Below are 23,526 nucleotides of genomic sequence, written 5' to 3'. Positions count from 1 at the left end.
TTTCCATCGAGAAGTGACCCGTCTGCGGATTATGTTTCGGGTGTCATGGGTGGGTCAACCCGTGGTTTTCTCCTTTGGGTTCTGGCCTGCTTGGCAGAGCTGTTTTTGAAGCGGAAGCTATCGCTGCCGGTCTCCAGGATGTGGCAGTGATGGGTAAGCCGATCGAGAAGCGCCGTGGTCATTTTGGCGTCGCCGAACACGGTGGCCCATTCGCTGAAGCTCAGGTTTGTGGTGATGATGACGCTGGTGCGCTCGTAGAGTTTGCTCAGTAGATGGAAGAGCAGCGCGCCACCTGAAGCACTGAACGGCAGATATCCAAGCTCATCCAGGATAACGAGATCGGAGTGCAGGAGGCGATTGGCGATCTGACCGGCCTTGCCCTGTGCTTTTTCCTGCTCGAGCGCATTGACCAGTTCGACCGTCGAGAAGAAGCGGACGCGCTTTCGATGATGTTCGATGGCCTGGATGCCCAGCGCCGTTGCCACATGGCTCTTGCCGGTGCCAGGACCGCCGACCAGCACGATATTGTCGGCGATGTCGATGAAGTCGCAGCGATGCAACTGACGCACTAGAGCTTCATTGACCTCGCTACTGGTAAAGTCGAAGCCGGCCAGATCGCGATAGACAGGGAAGCGCGCGATCTTGAGCTGATAGGCCACAGACCGAACCTCCCGTTCTGCTGTCTCGGCTTTGAGCAACTGGGAGAGGATCGGGATGGCGGCTTCGAAGGCTGGAGATCCCTGTTCCATGAGATCGGTGACGGCCTGCGCCATGCCATGCATCTTGAGGCTGCGGAGCATGACGACGATGGCGCCGCTGGCAGGGTCATGACGCATGACGCTTCTCCTTGCGCAGATCATCATAGCGTTCGACATTGGCCATCGGCTCGCTGACCAGTTTGAGCGCCTGGGGCGCCGTCACCGGCGGCGTGGAGATCGGTTTTCCGTCGACCAGCCTATAGAGCAGATTGAGGATATGGGTCTTGGTCGGAACGCCAGCCTCCAGCGCCATGGTGACCGCCGTCAGCACCAGTTGCTCATCATGATGAAGAACCAGCGCCAGTATTTCGACCATTTCCCTGTCGCCGCCGGGATTGCGCAACAGATGTCGCTGCAGACGCTGGAACGCATCGGGTAGCTCAAGGAAGGGCGCTCCGTTGCGCAGGGCGCCGGGTTTGCGCTGCACGACCGCCAGATAATGGCGCCAGTCATAAACCGTATGACCTGGACCGTCGTGAGAGCGGTTGATGATGCGCTGATGTGCGCAGATTGGCTGCCCCTCGGCGACGACCTGGAAGCGATCAGGATAGACGCGCAGGCTGACAGTGCGATTGGCGAAAGAGGCCGGTACGCTGTAGCGATTGCGCTCAAAGTGGATGAGGCAGGTCGGCGATACCCGTTTGCGATATTCCACAAAACCATCGAAGGGCCTGCCCGCAACCATCAGACACTCAGATTCATCGGCCCAGGCATTGGCAACCGACCCGGGTTCGATCCCGTGAGAGATGTCCTCCCATAACGCCTTGCAGCGCTCCTCCAGCCACAGGTTCAGCGCATCAAGGCTCTCGGCCTGCGGCGTGGGTTGCCACAGACGGTGCCGCGCATCCTGGACATTCTTCTCGACCTGCCCCTTTTCCCATCCCGCAGCCGGGTTACAGAACTCGGCTTCGAACAGATAGTGGCTGACCATCGTCAGAAAGCGTGCGTTGACGGTGCGTTCCTTGCCACGCCCGACCTTGTCGACGGCCGTGCGCATATTGTCATAGATACCCCGGCGCGGCACGCCGCCCAGCACGCGGAAGGCGTGATTATGGGCGTCGAACAGCATCTCATGGGTTTGCAGAAGGTAGGCGCGCACGATGAATGCCCGGCTGTAACTGAGCTTGAAGTGCGCGACCTGCAGCTTGGTCCGAACCCCGGCAATGATTGCCCAGTCCTCACTCCAATCAAACTGGAAAGCTTCCCCCGGCGCGAACGACAGGGGCACGAATGTCCCACGCCCGCCAATCTGTTGCTGGCGCCGATAATCTTCGCGCCAGTCCCGAGCAAAAGCGGCAACCCGGTTGTAGGATCCTTCATAACCCAGGCTCACCAGATCGGCGTGAAACTGCTTGATCGTGCGCTTCTGCTTGCGCGATCGGCCCATCTCGCGCCGCAGCCAGGCCGCCAGATGCTCAGCAAATGGATCCAGTTTGCTTGGTCGATCAGGCACCTTGAATCGCGGATCGATCGTCTCGGACCGCAAATATTTGCGGATCGTGTTGCGTGATAGTCCGGTGCGCCGCGCTATCTCCCGGATCGGTAGATGATCGCGAAAATGCCAGCGCCGGATAACGCTCAATAACGCCATGTCCAACACTCCATATACCCTCGCTTGCCAAAGCCAGGGACGAGTTCAACATGGGTCAATTCTTAGTGGAAATTTACGCCCTACCCGGGTCACTTCTCAGTGGAAATCAACATCGTAAGCGCCGCCATAGACGATAGGCCCCAGCCCGGTGGTGCGGTTGACAGCGCCATAGGCAGCCGCATAGGTCATGTCGCTGTCGCCGACGATGCGGCTGACCGCCAGCTTGCCTTCCCAGTCGCCGCCGAAATTGTGGCGCAGTTCGGCGAACATCTGGGTGTTGTTCCAGTTACGCGAAGACCAGTCCGCAGCGGTGCTGCGCGAGCGCGGAATATCGAGAGTGCCCCCATCGGCATAGCGCGGGATGCCCATCGAGATGCCCTTGTCGCGCACGTCCTGCCACTTGATGGTCGCGGCCAGCACCGTGTCGGGCGTGACGTTCCATTCGATCGTGCCATAGGCCATGAACTTGCGGCGATGGCCGTCGTCGTAGAAATAGTCGCGGTCCTCGGCCACGCCGACCACCCGCGCACGCACGTCGCCAGAAGCGGTCAGCGGAACCGAGATGTCGGCCTCTGCGCGATAGTTGTTCCAGCTGCCCGCGCTGAGTGTGGCCGTGGCGGCCAGTTCACGGCCCGGGCGCTTGCGCACGAGGTTGATTGTACCCGAGGGATTGCCGGTGCCCTGCAGCAGACCGCTGGCACCGCGCAGTAGTTCGACGCGTTCGTAAATCGCCATGTCCTCGGTATTGACCGCCTCGTTCCAGCCCGAGGTCGGGATGCCGTCGAAGTTGAGCGTGTCGATCACGAAGCCGCGCGCATAATAAGCGGTGCGCAGGCGCGTGCCCGGCTGCACGGTGACGCCGGGGGTGTTCTTCATCACGTCGTCAAGAGTGATGAGGCGCTGCTCATCGAGCCTGTCACGCGTGACGATGCTGATCGTCTGCGGGGTTTCAGCAATGGCCAGCGGCAGCTTGGTACCGATGCCCACGCCTTCGGGAAGCGCGGCGGTCACGACGATTTCCGAAGCTGGCTCGGCACTCGCCGCCGCTTCGTCGGCGTGAGCGGCCGCTGCAGGGAAAAGGCCGGAAATGCTGGCAAATGCGCAGCCGGCGCGAAGCGCCGAGCGGAAGGAAGCGGACATCGTGGAAACCCCATTCATGCGAACGATTATCAATAGGGTTGCCCCTACCGGCTCGCTCGCCGCCTGTCTTTCCGATCCTCGGTAGAAGTTTTCAGATTTTGCGCCCTTGCGTGCCGTGCCGGGCAAGCGCCCCCGGCGTGATGCCGAAGCGGCTTGCAAAAGCGGCTGTGAAATGCGGCAGGGTGTAGCCGACCGCTTCTGCGGCCAGGGTCGCCGACATTCCGGCATCCAGCAGCCGCCACCCTTCGCGCAGCCGCAGTTCGCGGGCGTGCTCGCTAATCGAACAACCGTAGAGTCGCCGAAAGCCGGTAGTCATAGCCCGCAGACCGAATCCGAAACGGCGGGCGAGTTGATCAAGGGTAGGCAATTCGCGCCAATGCTCGCCGATATAGGCGTGCAGGTCATTCAGGCGTCTGGCCTCACTCGCGCTGGCCAGCGCCACTTCGCTGCTCGATGAGGGAGAGACGATCAGGTCAACCGCGAGTGCGGCCAGCTCAAGTGCCTTGCCGGCTGCATGCAATCGTCCGGCGGCACCGGCGAACGGGCCATGCAGGATTGAATTGGTCACGCTCACCATCGCCAATGGAGTCAGCCGATTAACTTGACGCACCTGCGTCATGTCCGGCAAGTCCGCCTCCAACACATCGCTGACAAGCGCCGCATCCACGAAAAGCGTCAGGTAATGCAGGGTGCATCCTCTCGCGAAACTATGGTCCAGTTGCCATGCACGGCTGCTGGTGAACAGGCTGCTTTCCGCGGCATGTTGCTGCTGAAGTCCTGCCCCATCGACATCGAGGGCGAAGCTGCCTTCCAAAAGAACTGCCAGCTTGATGCCCGCATCCAGCGTCTCGACCACCGATGCTGCTTCGGCAAAATCTCGCTGGCCGCCGCTGAGCAGGATTTGGGATGTAGGGCGGGATGTCCAATTCACGAGAAAGCTTGTTTGCTTGAGTTAGGACTCTGCCGTCAGGCCAAGCTACAGCATCATCCATGCGCTACGCGCAGCCCAATTGCAAGTCGTTCGCAAAAACTGCCAGCTCTGATGAAAATGCTTGCGGCTGCTTACAGGCAACGCCTTAGGTGGCGGGAACGACTGGAAAGGGGCGCATCGCTGCCCGACAACTTGATACGCGGCGCAAGACGGGAAGTACCGGCATGGCAAAATAGCGGGACGATTTTTTTGTATCATAGAAGTCTGCTAAAAATACCTTATAAAAATCTCGAATGACGTCATAGTCGCGAGATTATAAAACCGCAGAATAAGGTGCCAGCCAACCCCTGTTTTGACCGGCACCTCTTTAGGTCAATATTTAGCGCGGAGCGTGAGTCGGATGCTGCGAGGCTCACCCCAATAGTTATAATAGCCCTCGTAACCCAGAAGATCGATATATTTGAGATCGAAAAGGTTATCGACGTCGAGGGCGGCATCGAAATGATCGTTGAAACGATAACCAAGCTTGGCCGAGGCGGTCACATAGCCCGCCTGCCGGTAAAGCCGCGGGCCGGCACCCGCCAGATGGGATCAAGGCCATCCAGCCCCTCAAACTCCTCCCATGTCGCATGGCGGGTTTCATTGGTCCGCGCCCAGGTCAGCAGCGTAAACAAGAGCGCATCGCGCGTGACCGCACGCCGCCGGGGATTCTCGTCGCCATCATAGGCGTCGATCGCCCGAACAAGCACAGGCAACTCCCCCGCCCCAACCCGCGCCATATGCCGCACTCGCGGCTTGGGCCGCAGCAAGGTGGCAAGCCCGGCAGCCGGATCATGGGTGACCCAGCCCTGCGGGATGGCGAAGAGATAGACCTGGCTCACATGCTGGCGCAGCCGGCGGCTGACATCGAGGGCACCGCGCGCCTCGACCGCCCGCAACATCGTCAGCACATCGCCAGCAGTGATGTCCTTGAGATCGCGCTGCCCGAGCGTCGGGAACACATCGCGCTCCAGACGGGACAATATGCGTGCCGCATGCCCCGGCTCCAGCCCGCTCGCCCGATTGCCATGCCAGGCCCGCGCAGCGGCCTCAAAGCTCGTCACAGGCGAGGGAGCCCTGGGACCGGGTCCTCACCCCGCGCAAGAGCCAGCTTGGCCTCAGCGCGGCGCAGTCGCGCTGAGGCAAGCGTGACCTCCGGATAGCGCCCGAACGAGAGCAGCTTCTCCTTGCCGTTGAACCGATATTTCATGCGCCAGAGGCGTGAGCCAGTCGGACGAACGAGCAGATAGAGGCCGCCGCCGTCACCGAGCTTGTAATCCTTCGATCGCCGGCTGGCGTAGCGAACCTCAAGTTCCTTGAGCGGCATAGGGGGTATCTCCTGCTGGGCACAGGCATTACCCTCCAAAACATCTCCAAAAGCAAATCGACGTCCTGGCATCAGGCGCGATCCGATGGGCGGCGCTGCATCCCCAAGAAACGGCGCAAATCCGCCAGAAAAGACATAAAAAAACCGCCGCGGAATGATCCGAGACGGTTTGTGATATCGGTATTTGGTTGCGGGAGGGCGATCTAACAGAAACCGACAAATGATTTCCGTCAAAATCTAAATGATTTCGTGAATTTATCGATATTATACAGCATGTTGTTCCATAGCATGTTATATACCCTTACTGTCTGATCTTGCCACAGATCCAAAGGGTTTTCATCAGCGTTTGATGACGGTAGCCGCTTTGACAAATGAAATGCTCCTCTGCCTGATCGCAGGTAACCCGTTTCAACCATCATTGGGTTGAGCAGGAGTAGCTTGGCGCCATCGTTCGCCATTATGCACGCTCACTCTGGCCATGAATGCCGTCCGTTTCTGTCACAGCATGGGTACTACTATGGAGGGCTCGCCTTCCTACGACTCCTCGCTCAGCAGGCTCTCGAAATCCCGGCCGCCGTAGAAAATTCCGATTATGACCACAATCGCCTCTTCCACCGCAAAGGCGATCGTGACGCGGCGGCGCCACGCGATCGTCCGCAAGCCGGTCCGCAGATCGTCGCGCATCGTGCCGCGACGGGGAAAATCGGTCAGCTTGCCGATATGTTCGACGATGCCATCGGTAAACCGCCGCGATATCCGGCGACGCGGCAGCGGCGATATAGTCGTAAATGGCATCGAGTTGGTCACGCGCTTCCGGTGTGAGGACAATGGAATGGGTCACGCTCAGCCGCGCTTGGACGCCCGCTGGTGGCGTTCGGTCAGCCTGGCCCGTACCTCTTCAAGCGGAATGCCGCGCGAGGGATCAGCCTTATAGGCGTCATAGGCAGGGACGACCTCATTGCGCAGCCATTGCTCCACGGCCCGGTCCCGCGCCTGAAGCGCGCGCAGCCCGTCGCGAATGACCTCACTCTCGCTGGCATATTCCCCCGACGCCACTTTGGCGCGGACCTGCGCCGCCATGTCCTTCGGCAGCGTCACGCTGAGCTGTTGAGTCGTTCGCATGGATAAGCACTCCTTGTGAATATGATTTAATCCTATTCGCGCGCGCCTTCAAGCTGGATGCAGCAGCGTCCTTGCGAACAGGCGGGCAATGATCCGCAGCGACCAGCCGAAATTGGGACGGGCATGCACGGCGCACACCCTTGTCGGTCGCTCAGAGCCGGAATTCGGCTTCCCAGGTGTAGACCTTCCGCTTTTCCGGCAGCTCGCGAACAACTTGCGCCGTTCTGGAGCAATGCTGGCAATGTCGGATCACGTTGAAACAAGCCATCTTCTCGCATGACGAATGTCGAGCAGCGAAGCACAAGGATGCCCAAGCCTGCACGCACGTCGAGCAATTACCGCGATTACGGGCAAGCCGAGCTTGGCCGCCTATCCTTCATCCGGCGGTCGCGCGACCTTGGCTTCTCGCTGGATCAGGTCCGCGCGCTTCTCGGCTTGTCCGACAACCGCAGCTGCGACTGCGCCGGGATTGATCATATCGCCAATCAGCACCTTCTAGAGGTGGATCGCAAGATCGCTGATCTTCAGGCATTGCGTCGCGAGTTGAAGCCGTGATCGACTCCTGCGACGGAGGAACCGTGGCCGAATGCCGCATCATCGATGCATTAGGGCCGGTCGCATTGACCTAGGCGGCGGCTTTTTTCTGAAAGCCCGACATTCGAGGCATAGTTGCGAAACTCGGCTTCGTCCCAGGCCTGCCTTCTGACGTCGACCCTTTCTTGCCGTCCAGGCGCCAATTTTCTATCGCCAGGTCCGGAAGGGCAGCTATTCGAACTTCGTCTTTCAAAACCGGCCGATAGGCGACTGTCGCGTTTGAAGCGCAGATACAAAGATAGCTGCCGGTACGCCTAGATAAGATCTTTGGGCGTGGGCACTCGAGTTGAACTGCCGCCAGCGAATATCGGACTTCTATGGCAATGCCAGTTTCAAACAGACTTTCATCGCGGACATGCCCGAGCTAAACGCCGACTAGCAGCCGCAAAAAAGGTTTTGGCTCCCTACCACGGCGAGGAGCCAGGCAAACGATATCGCTGATCCTGATCTTCACTAGGTCGCAGCCGCGCAGCTTGCTATCGATGGCGAGATCGAAGAGGGCTCGATCCCGAATGCGTGAGTGTTGGTCGAGAAAGAAGCGGATCGCCCAAATCTGACGAGGTTTCAGCGCCCGCTTCGCGCGAACCTTGCGTCAAGCGTTCCATGATACTCGCTCCTGAGCGGCGGGATCAAAATTCTGATAATCCCATGACACGTCTCCTAGGGCCATGATGGCCGCAGGAATAACGCATCAGAATAGCCGCCCCTTTTCGGTCGCTCACGGCTCCTTTTGACGACCTAAAAGTCGTTGGTCAGCTTGCCATACCGCTCAACATCTGGACACCTCGAAGAACCGTCTGATTTCGGCATGATGGCGGCGTGAAGGCTCGCGAGGGAAGTATGAGCCTTGGTTTCGGGGTCTGATCTGCAGATTTTCGTCGGGGAGGCGCCTTCACAGGCCGTCTTTGGCGTCACGCGGGCGCAATTCGCCCCTCGAGCCAGGCCAGGCGCTGGAAGTTATAGGCAAGGTTGGTCATGCCGATCTTGATACGGGCACGAGCAATGCCGATGGTGCGCACCACCAGACCCATGCGGTGCTTTTGCCCGGCAAAGACGTGCTCGACGGCGGAGCGGACCGCGGACCGCTTGGCATTGGCGCGTGCAATACGCTCAGGCATCGCTCGGCGGTGCGGCTTGCGCTGGTGGATGTGGCTGGTGAACATGCCTTTGGCGAGGAAGGCCTCGTTCTTCTTCGAGCGGTAGGCCGTATCGGCCCATACGCCCGAAGCCGTGTTGCCCCGGCTGATCAGCGTCGGCAATCGCGCGCCGTCGTGGGCATTGGCAGCGCTGGCATCCCAGGTGCGGATCAGGCCATGCGCCCGGTCGATGCCGATATGGTTCTTGTAGCCGAACATCGGGATGGCCAGATCGACCGGCTTAAAGGCATTGGGGTCCGCGCCTTCCTTCACCTTGGCCTTGGTGTACTTCACGCTCCAGCGGGCATCGCGATCCTTTTGCCGGATCTTCGCAGGGTTATCCTGCCAGCGCTCGGGTATCCGGCCCTCCTTGATGGCCGCCTTCTCCTCCACGGTGTTCCGCTGCTTCGGGGCGGGTACAACGGTGGCATCGATGATCTGCCCGCCCATGGCGAGGTAGCCCCGGTCCGTGAGGGCGGCATCGAAGCGGGCAAAGAGCCTGCCGATGGCCCTGGCCTTCACCAGACGCTCCCGGAACAGCCACACTGTCGTCGCATCGGGCACCGTGCCATCCAGGCCTAGCCCCAGAAAGCGCTGGAACGAGAGGCGGTCCTTGATCTGAAACTCGGTCGCTTCGTCAGAAAGCGAGTAGAGCGCCTGCAGCACGAGGATCTTGAACATGAGGACCGCATCAAACGGCGGGCGGCCACCCTTGCCGCGAGGACCACGGCGCAGCGCCGCTACCAGCGGCCCCCGGAAAACCTCGAAGTCCACGACTGCCGCCAGACGCTCCAGCGGATCGCCCGCCGCGCTCAACGCCTCATATCGGTCCGAAAGATCGAAGAAACCTGGCTGCCCTGCCATCATCGCCTCCGCTATCGCGCAAGGGCAGTGAATCACTTCACGCCGTCAGGCGCCACGAGTTTTTCGAGGTGTCCATCTTAATCCTCCAGCCAACTAGAGGGGGCTCAATTGGTCAATTTTTGTTGCGCTTCGCTGAGCGTTAACTAAATAGCGGCTGGACTTCGCCTAAACCCTTGCGCACGATTGCCTAGTCGGCCTCGCTAAATCCATGACGCACAAGATATGCCGTCCAGGGATGCATCGCGATATCGGCGATCGAATAGTGCTCGCCGCCAAGCCAAGGCACATCGGCGAGCCGGTCATCGAAATGCCGGTACACCAGCTGAGCCTGATCGCGATAGCGGGCAGCGGAATAGGAGTTCGCTTCGCTCGGGACGAGCTGGAAATGGTTCATCTGCCCCAGCATCGGGCCTGCATAGGCGACTTGGGCCGCCAGCCATTCGAGCGTGCGCCATCGTGCTGGGCCATGTGCCGGAAGCAGAGCGGGGGCGTACGTCTCTGCAAGGTAGATGAGGATCGCGCCGGACTCGAAGAATACCCGCTCCTCACCGGCTTGACGATCGATAATGACGGGCACCTTGCCGAAGGGGTTGAGCGCGCGAAACCAGGATACCTGCCCCTCGCCGCGCAGCACCGCCACGTGCTTGAGCTCGTAGGGCAGGCCTGCCTCCTCGAGCATTAGGAGGATCTTGAGCACATTGGGGCTAGGCATCCGGTAGAGCGTAATCATCGAGCCGTCTCTCCCAACCACCTGTATGCGATGTCTTCGACCTGAAGGTCTGCCGGGCTAGAGCCTGTCCAGCTCCACGCGCAGGCGGGTGAGCCTCAGCGCCGAGATCCACCATCGGTCGCCCTTGCAGACGAAGTCGTTATGGTAGTGACCAAAGCCGCGCATGCGGGTCGGTTCGGCCGTCTTGGTCCACCAAACCCAGTCCTGCATCGCCCAGATGCCGCGCGCTGTGCCTGCATCGGCGATGATGATCTCGCTGTTGGTGCCTTGATGGGCGCTCACGGATCCCTCCAGCGCAGCCCTCAAGCCTGCGACGATGTCCGTCAGACCCTCGAGCACACGATCTGTCGCCGCATCGGCAACGGTTGCCACCGCTGAGGGATCGGATGCGGCGCCGCGATAGTCGCATGTGGAATCGGGCAGGAAGATCGTTTCGAAGAGGGGCCTGTCCCGGGTATCAACGGCTCTGAAATATCGCGCCATCAAGGCCTCGATTTCGGACCTGGCCATTAGAACCGAAACATCGTCCATGATACTCTCCGAAAGGATTTGGCCGGTTGCCGGAGCGATCAGAATATCGGATCGCCACGGTCTTCCATGACGAGGATCCGGATCGAGCTGCGATCGAACAGCTTCTCTTCATCGGTGCCCAGCGCCGCGGCGACTTCGGGAGAAGCGAGATGTTCCATCGCTTCCTGGAAATCCTCCTCGCTCGCGAACCACATCTCCGTGATGACGTCCGCCGAGGCGATCTTAAGGCGCCCATGACCTCGCCGAAATCGGCGCAGTCCACCTTCACCGTGCGAACGCCATCGACGATACCCCCCTTAAGGTCGATACCGGTCACTTTGTGCCCCGCAGCCTTGAGCGCGCGGACGGCTTCGCGTCCGATCTTGCCGGCGCTGCCGGTTACCATCACCTGCATGATCAACGATCTCCCTGTTCAATCGCCGAGGGCGGCGTGATCCGACCACGAAATGGGGCGGAAAAAGAAAGGCCCACAACCGCGTGGGGAACGTACGGGGCCTCCAATGCTTCGATCTCAGCGCCTTCCAGAACCAAGTCCAGTGCCGCAATGGCGTCGGTCAGATGCTCCGGCTTGGACGCGCCAATAATCGGCGCGGTGATGCCGGGCTTGGCCAGCAGCCAAGCGAGCGCGATTTGAGCTGGAGCGACACCCCGTTTCCTGGCCAATGCCAGCACGGCGTCGACCACCTGCCGATCCTCATCCTCGGTCTTGCCGAACAGAAATTGACTAAACTGATCGGTGCGCGAGCGCGTCGTCGCCGCATCCCAGGACCGGGCCAGTTTGCCGCGCGCTAACGGGCTCCAGGGAAGGACCCCCACGCCCTGATCGATGCAGAGCGGGATCATCTCCCGTTCTTCCTCCCGATAGAGAAGGTTCACCTCCGGCTGCATCGACACGAAACGGGTCCAGCCGTTGGTCTGGGCGACATGTTGCGCCTTTGAAAATTGCCACGCCCACATCGATGACGCGCCGATATAACGGGCTTTGCCGGCCTTTACGATATCGTGCAGCGCCTCCATCGTCTCTTCGATCGGCGTGTCGTTATCCCAGCGATGGATCTGATACAGGTCGATATAATCGGTGCCCAATCGGCGCAGACTGTCATCAATCGCCTGGAACAGGGCTTTGCGGCTCAGCCCGCCAGCATTTGGGGCGTTGCGCCAGGGGATGTAGGCCTTGGTTGCGATGACCACCTCATCGCGGCGTGCCATTGCCTTGATGGCGCGGCCGGTAAATTCCTCGGATGTACCGGCGGAATAGCCATTGGCCGTGTCGAAGAAATTGATCCCGGCCTCCAAAGCGGCCCGAAAGAAGGGACGACTCGTTTCTTCGTCCAGCGTCCAGGCATGTCCTGTGCTGGAGGAACCGTTCCCGGTGGCACCGTAGGTCATGCAGCCCAAGCAGAGGCGAGACACTTTGAGGCCAGTATTCCCCAGATTGATATAGCGCATGGCTCGTCTTCCCCACCGAATCCTTTGGTAGAATAATTAGACCATATTCTTGCATTGGGTCTAGTCCCTCTATATTTGAATCCCATGACCAGCGCGCCTCGCCCAGCCGTCTTCCGGCTAGACCAAATCGTGGAAGCCACGCGAATCCTGTTCGTCCGGCATGGGTATCGGAGGACATCGATGGACGATATCGCGCGCGAGGCGGGTGTCGCGAAAGCCACTCTTTATCTGCATTTCAGTGGCAAGGTGGCGATTTTTGCCATGATGCTGGATCGCTGCCAGGCCGAGGTGGAAAGTCGTGTCGCCGCGGCGGAAACCAGCGACGCACCGCTGTCGCAGCGCCTGCGCGCTTTGCTCTACGCCTATTTCGGCGTGGCGCTCGAATGGTTCGGCGATGCCGAGCATCTGAGCGAACTCAAGGCCTTTGTCGCGGCCCATCCGGACCATTTTACCCAAGGCGGGCCACGCCCGCGCGCCCGCATCCAGGCCATGCTCGACCGGGCGGAAGCGGATGGCGACACTGACTTTTCCGGCAAGGGCCTGTCCACGGCGCAGGTTGCGAACGTCCTCGTACATGCCGCGCGCGGCGCCAAATTGGGCAAGGCGCCCACGCCCGAGACATTTCGCCGACGAATCAATGATGCGGTTTCATTGGCGCTCGCCGGCGGCTGCTGATCGATCATAAATCGCGCACGATCAGCCATTTCGGCAGAGTGCGGCTTGGACGAATGACGATGATGAGGACACCGCCCACTGCGAGCAATGCGCCAGCTATCAGGCGCCAGCCGATGGGGTCGCCGGTGATTACCGCGCCTAGGGCAATGGTGAATATCGGCGTCATCAGCGTCAGCGGCGCGATCATGTTGGCGTCGTAGCGCTGGAGCAGGCCATAATATGTGGTGTGCGCGATGATAGACACGACGACCGCGGAAAAGAGCAGAGCGGCGACGAACTGCCAGTTCGCAGCTTGAATTGCGGCCCACTGCCCCTTCTCAGCCAACAGGCTGAGCGGCATCAGCACGATACTGCTCGCTACACCGCCCCAAGCCTGAAGCCGGATCGGCTGGGTCGACAATCGCTTGAGCATGACGGACCCCAGCGATCCCGCCAAGGCGCACGACCCCACGAAGATCAAGCCGAGCGACCCACGCATTCCCATCGGATCGAACAGCACCACCAGAACGCCAGCCAATGTCAATATCATGCCGATAATCCGTCGAACGCCCACCTGCTCGCCGAGGAGCAGCACAGCGAACAGGATGGTGAGCGGCGTCTGGCACAAAATGACGACGGCTGCCGACGAAGGCGTAGCGGTCTGCAAACCGATGAACAGGAGCGCAAAGCCCCCTCCCCCGACCAGCAGCGTCACGAAGCAAACCCGCCATAGCTGTTCGGGTATCGGGAACAGGTATCGGTACAGAAGCGCCCCAACCACCGATGTCCTGGCCGCCGCGTAAAAAAGCGGCGGCACGGCCATGTCTCCGACGACCAGCTTGCTGACGATCGTATTGAGAGCCCAGGCCACACAAATCGCCAGGAAAATCAGAAAATCCCGTGGCGGCATGTATACCCCATATCAGTCATCGGGTGGTCAGCGTGGAAAGTCGTTAAAGGCGACACCCTTGTCCGGCCTGTGGTCCTGCGGCAGCCCCAATATCTTTTCAGCGATTGTATTGAGCAGCATTTCGTCCGCGCCCCCCGCGATGCGGCCGGTGGGCGCGGTCATCCAGCTTTTCGACCAGCTTTCCTTGCGCGTCTTATCCTCATCATAGCGCATCCCATCGACGCCCTTGAGATCCATCGCGAATTCGCTCAACTTTTGACGGGTGCGGACAGATACCAGTTTATGGACCGATCCTTCAGGGCCAGGCTGCATACCGGCAGCCAGACTGAGCAAAGCCCTGCGATGGATTGCCGCCAGAGCGGATTGCGCGGCATAGGTTCGGGCAATGCGTTCCCGCACGCGCCCGTCTTCGATCGCGGACTTGCCACCGATGCGGATCGTCTTCGCTTCCTCGACGAACAGGTCGATGGGTGGGCCGAATCCAGCCGGATCGGTCGCCTGGTAGCGCTCGATCATCAGCGTCTCCATGGCCACGCCAAAACCACCGCCGACCGAACCCAGCCTCTGGCTATCGGCAATTCGGACGTCGTCGAAGAAGACCTCATTTACCTCGGAACGTCCTTCCGCCAGCCTGACCGGCCTGACCGTGACACCGGGAGACTTCATGTTGACCCAGAAATAGGTAAGACCCCGATGCTTGGCTACCGTCGGATCGCTGCGCGCGACGATGACGCCATAATCGGCATATTGCGCCCAGGTGGTCCACAATTTCTGGCCGTTGATTATCCAGTCCCCGGCGGCGTCGTCGCGATCCGCCCGCGTCCGCAGGCCGGCAAGATCCGATCCCGCAGCCGGCTCGGAAAAGAGTTGGCACCAGATCTCCTCCCCCTTCAACGCCTTGGTCGCGCGTTCGCGCGCCCAATCCCCCTTCACATAACGCAGCATGATGGGCACCGGCATCCCGAGACTGACGCCGAAATAGTCGTTCGGAAAGCTGTGCTTCATCTCTTCCTGTTCGAAGGCGAGTTTCTCCAACGCACCTAGTCCCTGGCCTCCATGCTCCTTGGACCAGTTGATGGCTGAATAGCCCGCCGCGAATTTTTCCGCCTGCCAGCGCCGGCCGAGTGTCAGATCTTCCTCTTCGGACAGGCCCCGGCGCGCGGCGTGCCCGAACTCCATGGCTTTCGTTTCGAGCCATGCCTTCGCGTCGGCGCGATAGATTTCCAGATCGATACTCATGCGGCCTCTTCCACCAGATAGTCTACCAGGGCATCTTCCCAGAACAAGGCGGGGCCATTCTCGATCGCAAGCGTCCGCGCGCGGCGCTGATGCAGGTGAAGGTCGGCTTCCCAAGTGACGCCAATGCCACCGTGCACCTGTGTCGCATCGCGCGAAACGCTATCATAAGCTTCGGTTGCAGACAGCCGCGCCGCAGCGGCATGGCGGCCGAAATCGGCTTCGCCTTCGGAAGCCGCAGCATGGATGGCATTGGCGCGAGCCAGTTCCACCAGAACATAACCCTCGGCAATACGGTGCTTCACGGACTGGAATCCACCGATCAACTGGCCAAAGGCGCGGCGATCCATCGCATAGTCGCGCGCCTTGCCCAGCATCGCCTCGGCCCCGCCCACCTGTTCATGCGCGGTCACGACGGCCTGCAGTTCCAGCACAGCGCGGGCCGCAAGCAGCGCACCCTCGCCGGTCAGGACGGACGCTTCCACGCCATCGAAGTGCAGGTCGGCCGTGCAGCGGCTATTGTCGAAAGTGTGGACCATATTCCGCGTTACCCCGTCCCCAGCCAGTTCAACCAGCGCGAGAACTGGACCCTGTTTGCCCGAAGCCAGCACGAGCGCGACCTGGGCGACGGCGCCAGCGCAAACCGCCGGCTTCGCTCCGACAAGGCGGCCGTGCGTAAGGCGCAAAGCCGGCTCCGATGGCAGCATATCGGCGCCTTCAGCAAAAGCGACCGCACCGATCGTTTCGCCACTTGCCAATGTCGGCAGCCAGCGCTCTTTTAACGCGTCCGAGCCGTAGCGCAAAATGGCTTGGGCCACGCCGTGGCCGGTGCCGAGAAAAGGCGCGCCGCCAGCGACCTGCCCAATGGCCTCTGCGATGAGCCCCAGTTCGACCAGACCCAGACCGATACCGCCAAACACCTCTGGTATGCCGACGGCGGTCCAACCCTGCTCCTTGCAGGTTTCCCAGAAGCGCATGTCATAGCGCCCCGTCGTTTCCAGCAATGCCTTCAGCGTCTCGCTGCGCGTCCGGTCGGCCAGAATACGAACGGCCTCTCCGCCGATCGCCTGCTGTGCGTCATCATATAATATCGACATCTCTAGCCTCTCCAAACATGTGAGGGCGGCCGACCGTGTCGCGCCGGCCGTTCGCTGTGCGCGCTTCAGCCCTCGCCCGGCTGCCCGGCAGCATGGCCCGCCATCTCTTCACGCGGATGAAAATTCTCGGTTTCGCCATAGCCTGCATCCTGGGGAATCACGACCGCCATGCCGCCCTCGCGTCGTTCGACACGCGGCAGCACTGTAAAGACGGGCCGGGCACGCGCGGTGGTCAGGGCATCCTCCACCGTGCCGGACTCCGCCAAACGCCGAAGGTTCATGCGCGTGGGAAAGAGGATCGATCGCTCGCCTGCAGCCGCCCGCGCCAAGATCGATTCCGGCGAGGCCCATTCCAGGGCGACGGCCTCCCCGCCATCACACACCGCTTCCTGATTCGCCGCAGTCCGGGCAAGAAAGAAATGCGTATCGAACCGCTTTGGCCCATTCACAGGCGTGATCCAATGGCCGAACTTGATCAGATCGTCGAGCCAGAGCGTGCCGCCACTCTCCGCAACGACCGTGCGAAAATCGTCACGCGTCGTGCTGCGACATGATACGGGCCTGCCGTCGGCATCCCGCGCCAACAGGATAGCCGTTTCCTCGAAAGTTTCGCGAAAGGCGGCAATTCGCAGAGCGCGTTCCGCGGGGTCCAGGGCTTCACCGCTTGTCGCCAGGTCCAGCCAGGCGTCAGACCAATCGCTTTCGTCAACCGTGCCGCCCGGAAAAACAAGCGCGGAAGAAAAGGTCTGACCGGCATGGCGCCGCACCATAAGCACCTCGAACGGCGCGTCGCGCACGAGCAGGATGGTCGCTGCCGGTCGCGGTATCGCTATTTCCCTGGGTTCGCCCGCCATACATCCTCGATCGCCCATTTGGCCATTTCACAACAAAGTTCACTTATGTACCTATGTGTGGGACAGGATCATTCGAAGGACAAGCATTCTTTGTGGGCAAGATGCGTTACGCCCCAATTTCAGGGGACGAGACGTGCAGGCAATACAGATCAGTAACCCGGCAACTCTCGACACGATGCGCGTCGTCCATCTGCCAAATGCCCCGGCGCCCGGCCGTGGCGAAATCCAAGTCCGGTTGCGCGCCAGTTCGCTTAACTATCATGATTATGCAGTCGTGACGGGCGCCATCCCGGTCCCGGCCGGTCGCATTCCCCTGTCGGATGGCGCCGGTGAGATCATAGCCTTGGGAGAAGACCTCACCCAATTTGCCGTCGGCGACCTGGTAGTTTCGACCTTCTTTCCCGATTGGGCCAATGGCGGACCGCAGGATGGCGGCTTCACCAACGTGCCAGGGGACGGTATGGATGGCTACGCACGCGAGGTCGTTACTGGCCTGGCCAATTGGTTCACCCCTGCGCCCCGAGGCTATGACGCGATGGAAGCGGCGACGCTGACCTGCGCTGGCCTCACGGCCTGGCGCGCGCTGGTCGTCGAAGGCGCGATCAAGGCAGGCGACAGCGTGCTGGTCCAGGGCACGGGCGGCGTCTCCATTTTCGCGCTGCAATTCGCCAAGGCGATGGGTGCCACCGTGATAGCCACTTCATCTTCCGACGAAAAGCTGGAACGCTTGAAGGCGATGGGCGCAGATCACATCATCAACTACCGGGGGGACACAAAATGGGGCTCGACTGCGAAGAAGCTGACCGGCGGACGCGGTGTCGATCATGTCGTGGAGATCGGCGGCGCGGGAACTTTGCCGCAGTCACTGGCGGCGATCCGGGTTGGCGGGCATATCTCGATGATCGGCGTGCTCGCCGGCTTCCAGGGTACAGTACCGACCGCGATGCTGATGGGCAAGCAGGCGCGCGTCATCGGTGTGACGGTAGGCAGTCGCAGACATCAACTCGACATGATCGCCGCGATCGATGCCATCGGCATCCGCCCAGTGGTCGAAACGCGATTCCCTTTGGCGGACCTTGCAGATGCCTTTCGTCATCAGGAAAGCGGTTTGCATTTCGGTAAGATCGGCATCGAAATCTGAAGCAGCATAGTGGCAGGCGCCGACTGCGTGTTCGGCGCCCTCCTTCGGCAGGTTCGTGCAGTGGCCGACCGCGCCACCTGGACGCTACTTGCGCGCCGACCTTTGGAGGAAAGCTTCGACGGCGGCGCGATGTGCCGCCCCGCCGCGAACCCTTTGAAAACTTTCGCATTCATGTAGCGCAGCTTTGGCAAAATCATGCTCTGTGGCAAAATCCAGGTTGGCCTTTATCGCCGCAGCGGCAGATGCGGGAATATGGGCCAGATGCTGCGCACGGCGCTGTGCTTCTTCGAGCAGCGCAGCGTCAGAGACGACGCTTTCCACCAGACCGGCCGCCAGCGCAGCTTGTGAGTCGAGCACCCCGCCAAATGCTATGCTGCGCGCCCTCGCTTGTCCCACCGCGCGGACCAGTAGCCAGTTTATACCAAGATCTCCCGCCAGCCCGATAGCGCCATAGGCATAAGCGAATTTCGCGCTGTCGGCGGCGACACGCAAATCGCAAGCGAGCGCTAGTGCAAGGCCCCCACCCGCCGCAGGGCCGTTGACCGCCGCTAAAGTCGGAATCGGCAAGGTCCGCAAAAGGTCCACCGTCGCGACCGCCGCATCCAGCGCGGCCCTTTCGGCAGCCATGTCACGGGTTCGCAGGCCGTCAAGCAGCGCCTGCAAATTGCCGCCGGCACTGAACATCGACCCGGCCCCGGTCAGGATCAGCGCGCCGATGGTCGGATCAGCGCGCGTCGCATCAAGTGCGGCCGCGAGTTCGCAAAGCAGGTCCGGTCCGATCGCATTATGCCCGTCTGACCGATCGAGCGTCAGCGTCCGCACATTGCCTGCGTCGATGCTCCGGATCAGCGCCACGGGACGGCTACATCACCGCATAACCGCCATCGACAGGAATAGCCGTGCCGGTGACGAAATCGGATGCGCGCGAGCAGAGATAGACGGCGGTCCCAGCCAGATCGTCAGGTTCGCCCCACCGCCGTGCTGGCGTGCGGGCGACGATGCCCTCGTCAAATTCCGGCGCTCTCGCCTTGGTGTCCGCAACCATGTCCGTGACCAACCAGCCAGGCAGGATGGCGTTCACCTGGATATTGTCGCGCGCCCAGGCGATCGCCAGGGATTTGGCAAGCTGCACCACGGCACCCTTGCTGGCTGCATAATTGGCGGCGCCCGCCGCCCCGAAGATCGATGTCATCGACCCGAGCATCACCAGCTTGCCACCGCCAGCCGCTTTCAGGTGCGGATATACGGCTTGGGCGCTGAAGAAGCTGCCGGACAGATTGATGTCGAGCGTGCGGCGCCACATGGCTTCATCCATCGTTTCAGGCCGGGCGCCTTCGCCGATGCCGGCATTGGCGATCAAGATGTCGACCCGTCCTAGCCGGTCCGCGACGCTCTGCGCCATGGCGAAGCAGGATGCGCGATCCGCTACATCTGTTTCGACGAAGATCGCCCTAGCGCCCATCGCGTCCAACTCAGCGAGAGCAGCCTGCGCCTTGTTGGCACGCCGCGCAGCAATCGCGATCGATGCCCCCGCCTGCGCCAGCCCTTTGGCCATGCCTAGGCCAAGGCCCCCATTGCCCCCGGTGACGATGGCAACCTTGCCGGACAGATCAAACAGCAGCGACGATGCCATTGCCTCATCGCCCCTTGAATTGTGCGGGACGCTTGTCGCGGAAGGCCGCTACACCCTCCCCGAAATCTTCTGTCCGCCCAGCTTCGCGCTGGGCGACGCGCTCGTTCGACAGGGCTGTCTCGAAGGATGCGTCGAGCGCTGCCCAAGCCACCCGCTTGATGATGCCCAGCGATCGGGGTCCACGGGCCAGTTCCCGCGCCAGATCAAGCGCCCTGTCATCGACTTCGTCGTCGCCCACGACCCGGTTTATCATGCCCCATTCCAGCGCTTGCGGCGCCTTTAGCTTCGGACCGAGCAACATCATCTCCATCGCGCGCGGGCGACCAATCGCCTTGACCAGCAGGTAGGATGACCCGCCGTCGGGCGCCAGGCCGACCTTGCTGAACGCCTGGAAGAAGATGGCGTTTTCGCCCGCTACGATCATATCGCCGGCAAGTGCTATGCCACAGCCCACCCCTGCCGCCGGCCCCTTCACGGCTGTCACCACGGGTATCTGCGCCGCCCGCATCTGATAGATGATAGGATTGAAGATTCCGTCGAGATTGCCGCCCATGTCACGGTTGGGATCGGTGAGGTCGATCCCGCCTTCGGCCAGATTTGCACCCGAGCAGAAGGCCCGACCGACCGAGCCTACGAGCATTGCGCGCGCTTCCTTTTCAGCGCGCCATACGGCGTCCAACAGTTCTTCACCCATCTGCGTCGTCATAGCGTTCAGAGTCTTGGGCTGGTTCATCTTGATGACGGCAACGTCATCGATAATGTCGTACAGGATCGTTTCGTAGGCCATGCTTGTCTTTATTCTCCGGTTCGGCCTTTGGTCGCGGCGAAACGGTCGATCCGTCCCACATTCAAAGCCGGTTTGACACGCTACTTCCCTTTCTATGTACTAAGTTGACTAGGTTGTATAGCATCTGATTCCTGCCTTGTCGCATTGAGGCCGGCGGCGGACGAAACCAAGGATTATGCATGGCGAACGATACCGCTTTGGGGAATTGGCTTACCACACAATGGGCGCACACTCCCCGGGCCTTTCAGGTAGAGGTGGAAGGGGCGCGTATCGCTTGCCTAGGCTGGAATATGGATTCCGTATTTCTGCCAGGCCTGGTGCTGGTCCATGGCTTTCGTGCCCATGCAAGGTGGTGGGACCATATCGCGCCATCGTTCACGGATCGCTATCGGGTGGTCGCCCTCAATCTATCCGGGATGGGCGATAGCGACCGTCGGGAGGCCTATAGCCGGGCGCAGAATGGCAGGGAGATTCTCGCCGTGGCGGCCGCCTGCGGCTTTGCTCCCTTCACCCTGGTCACGCACAGTTTCGGGACCATGGGCGGAATATTGGCGACCAAACTGGCGCCGGAGTGGATTCAGCGTTTGATCATGATCGATGCGGGCATTCCTACCGTCGATGAGCAGGCGCATCAAATCCCTACCCCGCCGCTGCGAATCTATCCCGACCAGAATAGTGCGATGGCGCGCTTTCGCCTGATCCCCGATGTTCGCGAGCCGGTCCCCGCGATCATGGAGTATATCGCCCGCCATGGCGTGGTGCAGACGGCGGATGGGTGGAGCTGGAAGTTCGATCATCAAGCCGCCAAGTCGCTCAACAGGGAGCGCTATCGTGACGACCTGTTCGGCGTGAGCGTGCCGACCGACGTCATTTACGGGGCCGAGAGCGACGTAATGACACCCGAGCGCGTGGAATTGGCGCTCAAGATCGCCCCTCACGCCGGAAAGCCGGTCGCGATCCCCGCCTGCAACCATCATGTCATGATCGAGCAGCCCCTGGCGCTGGTTGCGGCGTTGCGCGGAATACTGTCCAATGAACCGGCGCGCGCGGTTCGCTAGTCCTTGAAAGTGGGAGCACGCTTATCGCGGGCGGCGCGCACGGCCTCGGCATGATTTTCCGATGCCAGCAGCACTTCCTGTTCCCGTGATTCGGCGAGAAGCATTGCTGCGTTGCTGGTTTCCCATGGCAGGTTGAGCAGTCGCTTGGCCGCACGCATTGCATGGGGACTGAAAGCGGCAATGATGCGCGCCATCGCCATCGCTTCGGCATAGGGGTCAGCAGCGACGTGCGTCACCAGCCCGATATCGGCGGCCTCCGCGCCTTGGTAACGGCGCCCGCTGAAAATGATTTCGCGGAGCCGATCTTCGCGAACAAGACCGCGCAGCAACGCGATACCGGCAACATCGGGAACCAGACCCCAGCGCATTTCCATGACGGACAGTTCGGCGTCCGGCGCGCAGAAGCGAATGTCGGCTCCCAGCATCATCTGGCATCCCGCACCAAAAGCGTAGCCATGCACCGCAGCGATGACCGGCACCGGCAATGTGCGCCATCCCCAGGCGCATTGCTGGAACAGATTGGCCTCGCCACAGGTACGCGGCATCAGGTCGCGCAAGGCAGGCGCACTGGCCAGACTGTCGAGATCGACCCCGACGCTGAACGCCCTGCCCGCTCCCGAGAGCAGGACGCAGCGAATATCCCGCCGCGCCTCAATCTCCGCGATGGTCGCCGCGATTGCCCGGAACTGCGCTTCGTCGAGAGCATTGAGCTTGTCCGGACGGTTGAAGCGGACATCCGCCACCCCATCCGTGACCGTCATGATTACACGCGATTCCGACATGGAAGACCTCCCGCTATCAGAGGGAGCGGCTCACCACTTCCTTCATGATTTCATTGGTACCCCCGAAGATGCGCGTCACCCGCGCGTCTCGCCATAAGCGAGCCACCATATATTCGTTCATATAGCCTGCGCCACCATGAAGTTGCAGCGCCATGTCTATCACGCGGCCCTGCATGTCAGTATGCCATTGCTTGGCGGCCGACGCTTCCGCAGTGGTGAGCACACCGGCCAGATGCCGGTTGATTGCCCAGTCGAGATGCGCCCAACCCACCTGCAGCTGGCTCTTCATGTCGGCCAGCGTGAACTTGGTATTCTGGAACTGAAACACTGCCTGGCCGAAAGCCTGCCGCTCCTTCGTGAAACTGACTGCTTCGTCGAAAGCGCGCTGCGCGGCAGCTTGGGCGGACACGGCGATCGACAGGCGTTCCTGCGGCAACTGACTCATCAGATAAATGAAGCCCTGCCCTTCCTGCCCCAGGCAATTCGAAATGGGAACGCGGACGTCCTCGAAGAACAACTCCGAAGTGTCGGCCGAATGCTGACCGATCTTGTCGAGATTGCGACCACGCTTGAAACCGGCGGTGTCGGCATCGACCAGGATCAGCGACACGCCCTTGGCGCCCAATTCCGGATTGGTTTTCGCCGCAACGATGGTGACGTCGGCATTCTGGCCGTTGGTAATATAGGTCTTGGAGCCATTGATGATATAATGATTGCCGTCCTTCCTGGCTGTTGTGCGGATACCCTGAAGGTCGGACCCTGTGCCCGGTTCGGTCATGGCGATCGCCGTGATACATTCGCCGCTGACCATTTTAGGTAGATATTTGTCATGCTGCTCGGGCGAGCCATAGACTTCGATATATTCGGCCGTGATGTCGTTCTGCAAAGTGATACCGGCCGAAGAACCGGCATAGGCTAGTTCCTCCGCAACCACGACGTTAAAGCCGAAATCGAGCCCCAGCCCTCCATGTTCTTCCTTGACCGTCGGGCAAAGCATCCCAGCGTCACCGCAGGCGCGCCAGAAATCCCGGCTGACAATCCCCTCCTCCTCGAAACGATCGAGATTGGGGATCAATTCCCTAGCGAAGACCTGCCGCACGGTGTCGCGGAACATCGCATGGTCTTCGTTGAAGGCAAAACGGGCGGCGGTGTCGAGCATGAT

At 61.0% G+C, this 23,526-nt stretch carries 26 protein-coding genes and 2 pseudogenes; 4 read left to right on the top strand and 24 right to left on the bottom strand.

The genetic code is table 11. The features are described 5' to 3' along the window. Window positions 1-29: 29 nt before the first annotated feature. The 9 genes from istB to HH800_RS09640 all read right to left on the bottom strand — a co-directional run bounded on the left by istB (window position 30) and on the right by HH800_RS09640 (window position 6,908). Complete coding sequence (gene istB, locus HH800_RS09680) at window positions 30-836, bottom strand: IS21-like element helper ATPase IstB (RefSeq protein ID WP_169860914.1); 807 nt, start codon at window positions 834-836, stop codon at window positions 30-32. Beyond that, entirely contained in the window at window positions 826-2,349 is a 1,524-nt protein-coding gene (istA, locus tag HH800_RS09675; RefSeq protein ID WP_086485527.1) for an IS21 family transposase, read from the bottom strand. Before istA ends, istB begins: the two co-directional genes overlap by 11 nt. 96 nt (window positions 2,350-2,445) lie before the next feature. Then, the gene (locus HH800_RS09670) at window positions 2,446-3,489 is read right to left on the bottom strand and encodes a TonB-dependent siderophore receptor (protein ID WP_169860913.1); all 1,044 of its coding nucleotides are present in this window, start codon (window positions 3,487-3,489) and stop codon (window positions 2,446-2,448) included. A 91-nt stretch (window positions 3,490-3,580) separates the two neighbouring features. Next, window positions 3,581-4,345 (bottom strand): AraC family transcriptional regulator, encoded by a 765-nt coding sequence (locus tag HH800_RS09665; RefSeq protein WP_169860912.1) that lies wholly within the window; start codon window positions 4,343-4,345, stop codon window positions 3,581-3,583. Between the two features lie 447 nt (window positions 4,346-4,792). Then, window positions 4,793-4,963 (bottom strand): TonB-dependent receptor, encoded by a 171-nt coding sequence (locus HH800_RS09660; RefSeq protein WP_206379212.1) that lies wholly within the window; start codon window positions 4,961-4,963, stop codon window positions 4,793-4,795. Next, window positions 4,960-5,523: a tyrosine-type recombinase/integrase gene (locus tag HH800_RS28915; RefSeq protein WP_206379211.1), complete on the bottom strand. Its 564-nt coding sequence runs from the start codon at window positions 5,521-5,523 to the stop codon at window positions 4,960-4,962. The genes HH800_RS09660 and HH800_RS28915 overlap by 4 nt, the downstream gene beginning before the upstream one ends. Beyond that, the gene (locus tag HH800_RS29055; protein ID WP_235682075.1) at window positions 5,520-6,020 is read right to left on the bottom strand and encodes an Arm DNA-binding domain-containing protein; all 501 of its coding nucleotides are present in this window, start codon (window positions 6,018-6,020) and stop codon (window positions 5,520-5,522) included. Before HH800_RS29055 ends, HH800_RS28915 begins: the two co-directional genes overlap by 4 nt. A 300-nt stretch (window positions 6,021-6,320) precedes the next feature. Next, entirely contained in the window at window positions 6,321-6,581 is a 261-nt protein-coding gene (locus tag HH800_RS09645) for a type II toxin-antitoxin system RelE/ParE family toxin (protein ID WP_235682074.1), read from the bottom strand. A 48-nt stretch (window positions 6,582-6,629) separates the two neighbouring features. Next, a complete protein-coding gene (locus HH800_RS09640; RefSeq protein WP_169860911.1) occupies window positions 6,630-6,908 on the bottom strand; it encodes a type II toxin-antitoxin system ParD family antitoxin in 279 nt (92 codons plus the stop codon). Between the two features lie 276 nt (window positions 6,909-7,184). Here HH800_RS09640 and HH800_RS09635 point away from each other — a divergent pair. After that, window positions 7,185-7,537: pseudogene (locus HH800_RS09635) on the top strand (MerR family transcriptional regulator). A 392-nt stretch (window positions 7,538-7,929) separates the two neighbouring features. Here HH800_RS09635 and HH800_RS29050 read toward each other — a convergent pair. The 6 genes and pseudogenes from HH800_RS29050 to HH800_RS09610 form a co-directional block, all read right to left on the bottom strand. Next, window positions 7,930-8,172 (bottom strand): annotated as a pseudogene (locus tag HH800_RS29050) (hypothetical protein); the annotation flags it as partial. Between the two features lie 241 nt (window positions 8,173-8,413). Beyond that, window positions 8,414-9,502 carry an IS5 family transposase gene (locus tag HH800_RS09630; protein WP_169863285.1) on the bottom strand — a complete coding sequence of 363 codons (1,089 nt, stop codon included), beginning with the start codon at window positions 9,500-9,502 and terminating at the stop codon, window positions 8,414-8,416. Window positions 9,503-9,689: 187 nt separating this feature from the next. Beyond that, complete coding sequence (locus HH800_RS09625; RefSeq protein ID WP_169860910.1) at window positions 9,690-10,232, bottom strand: glutathione S-transferase family protein; 543 nt, start codon at window positions 10,230-10,232, stop codon at window positions 9,690-9,692. A 57-nt stretch (window positions 10,233-10,289) separates the two neighbouring features. Beyond that, complete coding sequence (locus HH800_RS09620) at window positions 10,290-10,763, bottom strand: nuclear transport factor 2 family protein (protein WP_169860909.1); 474 nt, start codon at window positions 10,761-10,763, stop codon at window positions 10,290-10,292. Between the two features lie 38 nt (window positions 10,764-10,801). Continuing rightward, entirely contained in the window at window positions 10,802-10,984 is a 183-nt protein-coding gene (locus HH800_RS09615; RefSeq protein ID WP_268932929.1) for an EthD domain-containing protein, read from the bottom strand. Between the two features lie 175 nt (window positions 10,985-11,159). Continuing rightward, complete coding sequence (locus HH800_RS09610) at window positions 11,160-12,212, bottom strand: aldo/keto reductase (RefSeq protein WP_169860907.1); 1,053 nt, start codon at window positions 12,210-12,212, stop codon at window positions 11,160-11,162. A gap of 84 nt (window positions 12,213-12,296) precedes the next feature. Between HH800_RS09610 and HH800_RS09605 the strand changes: the two genes are divergently transcribed. After that, the gene (locus HH800_RS09605) at window positions 12,297-12,887 is read left to right on the top strand and encodes a TetR/AcrR family transcriptional regulator (RefSeq protein WP_268932921.1); all 591 of its coding nucleotides are present in this window, start codon (window positions 12,297-12,299) and stop codon (window positions 12,885-12,887) included. Between the two features lie 4 nt (window positions 12,888-12,891). Here HH800_RS09605 and HH800_RS09600 read toward each other — a convergent pair whose 3' ends face one another. The 4 genes from HH800_RS09600 to HH800_RS09585 all read right to left on the bottom strand — a co-directional run bounded on the left by HH800_RS09600 (window position 12,892) and on the right by HH800_RS09585 (window position 16,963). Beyond that, window positions 12,892-13,776, bottom strand: a complete 885-nt coding sequence (locus HH800_RS09600) for a DMT family transporter (RefSeq protein WP_169860905.1) — start codon at window positions 13,774-13,776, stop codon at window positions 12,892-12,894. Window positions 13,777-13,803: 27 nt separating this feature from the next. Next, window positions 13,804-15,015, bottom strand: coding sequence for an acyl-CoA dehydrogenase family protein (locus HH800_RS09595; RefSeq protein WP_169860904.1), 1,212 nt, complete (start codon window positions 15,013-15,015; stop codon window positions 13,804-13,806). Then, complete coding sequence (locus HH800_RS09590) at window positions 15,012-16,109, bottom strand: acyl-CoA dehydrogenase family protein (protein ID WP_169860903.1); 1,098 nt, start codon at window positions 16,107-16,109, stop codon at window positions 15,012-15,014. Before HH800_RS09590 ends, HH800_RS09595 begins: the two co-directional genes overlap by 4 nt. A gap of 65 nt (window positions 16,110-16,174) precedes the next feature. Further along, a complete protein-coding gene (locus HH800_RS09585) occupies window positions 16,175-16,963 on the bottom strand; it encodes an NUDIX hydrolase (protein WP_169860902.1) in 789 nt (262 codons plus the stop codon). Between the two features lie 133 nt (window positions 16,964-17,096). Between HH800_RS09585 and HH800_RS09580 the strand changes: the two genes are divergently transcribed. After that, the gene (locus tag HH800_RS09580) at window positions 17,097-18,104 is read left to right on the top strand and encodes a zinc-dependent alcohol dehydrogenase family protein (RefSeq protein WP_169860901.1); all 1,008 of its coding nucleotides are present in this window, start codon (window positions 17,097-17,099) and stop codon (window positions 18,102-18,104) included. An 84-nt stretch (window positions 18,105-18,188) separates the two neighbouring features. On the opposite strand, the gene HH800_RS09575 is transcribed toward HH800_RS09580, so the two are convergent. Genes HH800_RS09575 through HH800_RS09565 form a run of 3 tightly spaced genes read right to left on the bottom strand, consistent with a single transcriptional unit; the run spans window position 18,189 to window position 20,524 of the window. Then, window positions 18,189-18,926 (bottom strand): enoyl-CoA hydratase/isomerase family protein, encoded by a 738-nt coding sequence (locus HH800_RS09575; RefSeq protein ID WP_169860900.1) that lies wholly within the window; start codon window positions 18,924-18,926, stop codon window positions 18,189-18,191. 40 nt (window positions 18,927-18,966) lie between these two features. Next, window positions 18,967-19,737, bottom strand: coding sequence for an SDR family NAD(P)-dependent oxidoreductase (locus tag HH800_RS09570; protein WP_169860899.1), 771 nt, complete (start codon window positions 19,735-19,737; stop codon window positions 18,967-18,969). 4 nt (window positions 19,738-19,741) lie between these two features. Continuing rightward, window positions 19,742-20,524 carry an enoyl-CoA hydratase-related protein gene (locus HH800_RS09565; protein ID WP_169860898.1) on the bottom strand — a complete coding sequence of 261 codons (783 nt, stop codon included), beginning with the start codon at window positions 20,522-20,524 and terminating at the stop codon, window positions 19,742-19,744. Window positions 20,525-20,814: 290 nt separating this feature from the next. Between HH800_RS09565 and HH800_RS09560 the strand changes: the two genes are divergently transcribed. Then, window positions 20,815-21,582, top strand: a complete 768-nt coding sequence (locus HH800_RS09560) for an alpha/beta fold hydrolase (protein ID WP_066863533.1) — start codon at window positions 20,815-20,817, stop codon at window positions 21,580-21,582. Here the strand turns inward: HH800_RS09560 and HH800_RS09555 are convergent. Continuing rightward, a complete protein-coding gene (locus HH800_RS09555) occupies window positions 21,579-22,364 on the bottom strand; it encodes a crotonase/enoyl-CoA hydratase family protein (protein WP_066863537.1) in 786 nt (261 codons plus the stop codon). The two genes, HH800_RS09560 and HH800_RS09555, sit on opposite strands and share 4 nt — an antisense overlap. Window positions 22,365-22,380: 16 nt before the next feature. Continuing rightward, on the bottom strand, window positions 22,381-23,523 hold the full coding sequence (locus HH800_RS09550) for an acyl-CoA dehydrogenase family protein (protein WP_169860897.1): 1,143 nt from the start codon (window positions 23,521-23,523) through the stop codon (window positions 22,381-22,383). Window positions 23,524-23,526: the final 3 nt, after the last annotated feature.

This window comes from Sphingobium yanoikuyae, from assembly GCF_013001025.1.
Lineage (GTDB): Bacteria > Pseudomonadota > Alphaproteobacteria > Sphingomonadales > Sphingomonadaceae > Sphingobium > Sphingobium yanoikuyae_A.
The sequence above is the reverse complement of the archived record's forward strand: the minus strand, read 5'-3'. Positions and strand labels throughout refer to the sequence as shown.

Bases quoted from the DNA above. Each gene is read 5' to 3' on its own strand.
- HH800_RS09630 (WP_169863285.1), bottom strand. From the start codon at position 9,502: ATGGCAGGGCAGCCAGGTTTCTTCGATCTTTCGGACCGATATGAGGCG.
- HH800_RS09590 (WP_169860903.1), bottom strand. From the start codon at position 16,109: ATGTCGATATTATATGATGACGCACAGCAGGCGATCGGCGGAGAGGCC.
- HH800_RS09550 (WP_169860897.1), bottom strand. From the start codon at position 23,523: ATGCTCGACACCGCCGCCCGTTTTGCCTTCAACGAAGACCATGCGATG.
- istA (WP_086485527.1), bottom strand. From the start codon at position 2,349: ATGGCGTTATTGAGCGTTATCCGGCGCTGGCATTTTCGCGATCATCTA.
- HH800_RS09555 (WP_066863537.1), bottom strand. From the start codon at position 22,364: ATGTCGGAATCGCGTGTAATCATGACGGTCACGGATGGGGTGGCGGAT.
- HH800_RS09600 (WP_169860905.1), bottom strand. From the start codon at position 13,776: ATGCCGCCACGGGATTTTCTGATTTTCCTGGCGATTTGTGTGGCCTGG.
- HH800_RS09620 (WP_169860909.1), bottom strand. From the start codon at position 10,763: ATGGACGATGTTTCGGTTCTAATGGCCAGGTCCGAAATCGAGGCCTTG.
- HH800_RS09625 (WP_169860910.1), bottom strand. From the start codon at position 10,232: ATGATTACGCTCTACCGGATGCCTAGCCCCAATGTGCTCAAGATCCTC.
- HH800_RS09605 (WP_268932921.1), top strand. From the start codon at position 12,297: ATGACCAGCGCGCCTCGCCCAGCCGTCTTCCGGCTAGACCAAATCGTG.
- istB (WP_169860914.1), bottom strand. From the start codon at position 836: ATGCGTCATGACCCTGCCAGCGGCGCCATCGTCGTCATGCTCCGCAGC.
- HH800_RS09570 (WP_169860899.1), bottom strand. From the start codon at position 19,737: ATGGCATCGTCGCTGCTGTTTGATCTGTCCGGCAAGGTTGCCATCGTC.
- HH800_RS09640 (WP_169860911.1), bottom strand. From the start codon at position 6,908: ATGCGAACGACTCAACAGCTCAGCGTGACGCTGCCGAAGGACATGGCG.
- HH800_RS09565 (WP_169860898.1), bottom strand. From the start codon at position 20,524: ATGGCCTACGAAACGATCCTGTACGACATTATCGATGACGTTGCCGTC.
- HH800_RS09645 (WP_235682074.1), bottom strand. From the start codon at position 6,581: ATGCCATTTACGACTATATCGCCGCTGCCGCGTCGCCGGATATCGCGG.
- HH800_RS09610 (WP_169860907.1), bottom strand. From the start codon at position 12,212: ATGCGCTATATCAATCTGGGGAATACTGGCCTCAAAGTGTCTCGCCTC.
- HH800_RS09670 (WP_169860913.1), bottom strand. From the start codon at position 3,489: ATGTCCGCTTCCTTCCGCTCGGCGCTTCGCGCCGGCTGCGCATTTGCC.
- HH800_RS09560 (WP_066863533.1), top strand. From the start codon at position 20,815: ATGGATTCCGTATTTCTGCCAGGCCTGGTGCTGGTCCATGGCTTTCGT.
- HH800_RS09585 (WP_169860902.1), bottom strand. From the start codon at position 16,963: ATGGCGGGCGAACCCAGGGAAATAGCGATACCGCGACCGGCAGCGACC.
- HH800_RS09595 (WP_169860904.1), bottom strand. From the start codon at position 15,015: ATGAGTATCGATCTGGAAATCTATCGCGCCGACGCGAAGGCATGGCTC.